At 65.7% G+C, this 1,721-nt stretch carries 2 protein-coding genes; one reads left to right on the plus strand and one right to left on the minus strand.

Annotated features, from left to right (window positions below; all coding sequences use genetic code 11):
• Window positions 1–640 (plus strand): methyl-accepting chemotaxis protein (locus BRAS3809_RS28430; protein ID WP_035659169.1); only part of this gene is annotated, 640 nt, incomplete at its 5' end.
• 156 nt (window positions 641–796) lie between these two features.
• Here BRAS3809_RS28430 and BRAS3809_RS28435 read toward each other — a convergent pair.
• Window positions 797–1,721 (minus strand): hypothetical protein (locus BRAS3809_RS28435; RefSeq protein WP_170323345.1); only part of this gene is annotated, 925 nt, incomplete at its 5' end.

Consider the following 1,721-nt stretch of genomic DNA (forward strand, 5'->3'; position numbering starts at 1 on the left):
GGAGCTGTCGACCTCGATCGGCGAGATCAGCCGCCGCGTCCAGGAATCGGCGCGCGTGGCGGGCGACGCGGTCGACCAGGCGCGCGCCACGACGGGCCGCGTCGGCGAGCTCTCGAAGGCGGCGGCGCGCATCGGCGATGTCGTCGAGCTGATCAACACGATCGCCGGACAGACCAACCTGCTGGCGCTCAATGCGACGATCGAGGCGGCGCGCGCCGGCGAGGCCGGCCGCGGCTTCGCGGTGGTGGCGTCGGAGGTCAAGGCGCTGGCCGAGCAGACCGCGAAAGCGACCGGCGAGATCGGTCATCAGATCAACGGCATCCAGATGGCGACCAAGGAATCCGTCGGCGCGATCACCGAGATCAGCAGCACCATCGAGCGACTGTCCGAGATCTCCTCCACCATCGCCTCCGCCGTCGAGCAGCAGGGCAGCGCGACGCAGGAGATCGCCCGCAACGTCCAGAAGGCGGCGCACGGCACGCTGCAGGTGTCGTCCAACATCACCGACGTGCAGGACGGCGCCCGCTCCACCGGCGCCGCGTCCTCCCAGGTCCTCGCCGCCGCGCGCTCGCTGTCGCACAATTCGAGCCGCCTGAAATCCGAGGTCGGCAGGTTCCTGGGCTCGGTACGAGCGGCGTGACGAGGAGATTGCCGCTGAGTCAGCGCGGCTCTTCCCAATGGCGGAGACGCTGGTGTCTGGATCGGCAGCCTCGCCGATGACGGGGCAAGCAAGCCTGCATCAGGAAGCGGTACATAAGGCGGATGAGCGGAGCGTCATCCGCCACCTTGCCGTGGCTCAATCAAACTGCTCCGCCAGGGCCTGTTGTCGTCGCGATGACCTCCGGCTCCAGATCAGGTAGCCGAAGGCGATGAGCGGAGCCGAGATGTAGAGGAACGGAGCGCCAAGCTCGGTATAGCCGAATAGCGCCATCGGCCAGCGCAGGGCAACGATCGGAACGACATTCCCGGCCGGATTGTTGGTGGTCTCGATCACCCACGCCTGTGCCGTACCCCAATTCATCGCAAGTGTCGGCGTCAAGCCCAACGGCATCAGGGCAATGAGCCCCCATCTGCGCCAGCCGGCATGGCGCCTGAAGGCGGTGGCGATTGCCAGGCCCGTGAGGCCGATGACTGCAATCCAAGCGGCGAGAAACAGGTATTGCGCCGGCCCCTTGCCCAGCAGGTGAAATGCGTTGAGCTCCCTGAGCGGCAACGTGTTGATGGTGAGGTACAGTCGCATGAAACGCTTGGCGGCGGCCTGAGTCTTGACGCTTGCGTCAACGACCACCCATTTGCCCGTCAATTCATATTCCAGGATGATGCGACTGCTGCCGTCCCCAGTCTGAAAATCGCGAGCTCCGGTCGACGAGATCGTCTCCACCGAGATCGGCTTGCCTGCGCCGATCACATTCGACATCTGGTCCAGCTTCTCGTCCGAGATCTGGCCCAGCGCCGGATCGAGCCTGTTTCGGACTGCCGCAAAGTCTTTCGCCGCCAGCGAGGACATGGTGGCTTTCGTCAGCGCGATGTCGTCGGAGTACGGCGAACCCGGGCCGTCCGCAGCCAGCGCCGCCGAGGCCCACACAAGCACCATGGCCAGGAGGCCGCAAATCCTCAGGATTCGAGGGCCGGAATGCCCCCGCGCGCCTGACCTGGGCGCGCCTTCGTCGGTGCGGGATGATCGGGGAATGCTGAATTCGGATCGGTTGTTCAACGCAATC

Origin of the sequence: Bradyrhizobium sp. STM 3809 (assembly GCF_000239795.1) — a bacterium.
Classification (GTDB): domain Bacteria; phylum Pseudomonadota; class Alphaproteobacteria; order Rhizobiales; family Xanthobacteraceae; genus Bradyrhizobium.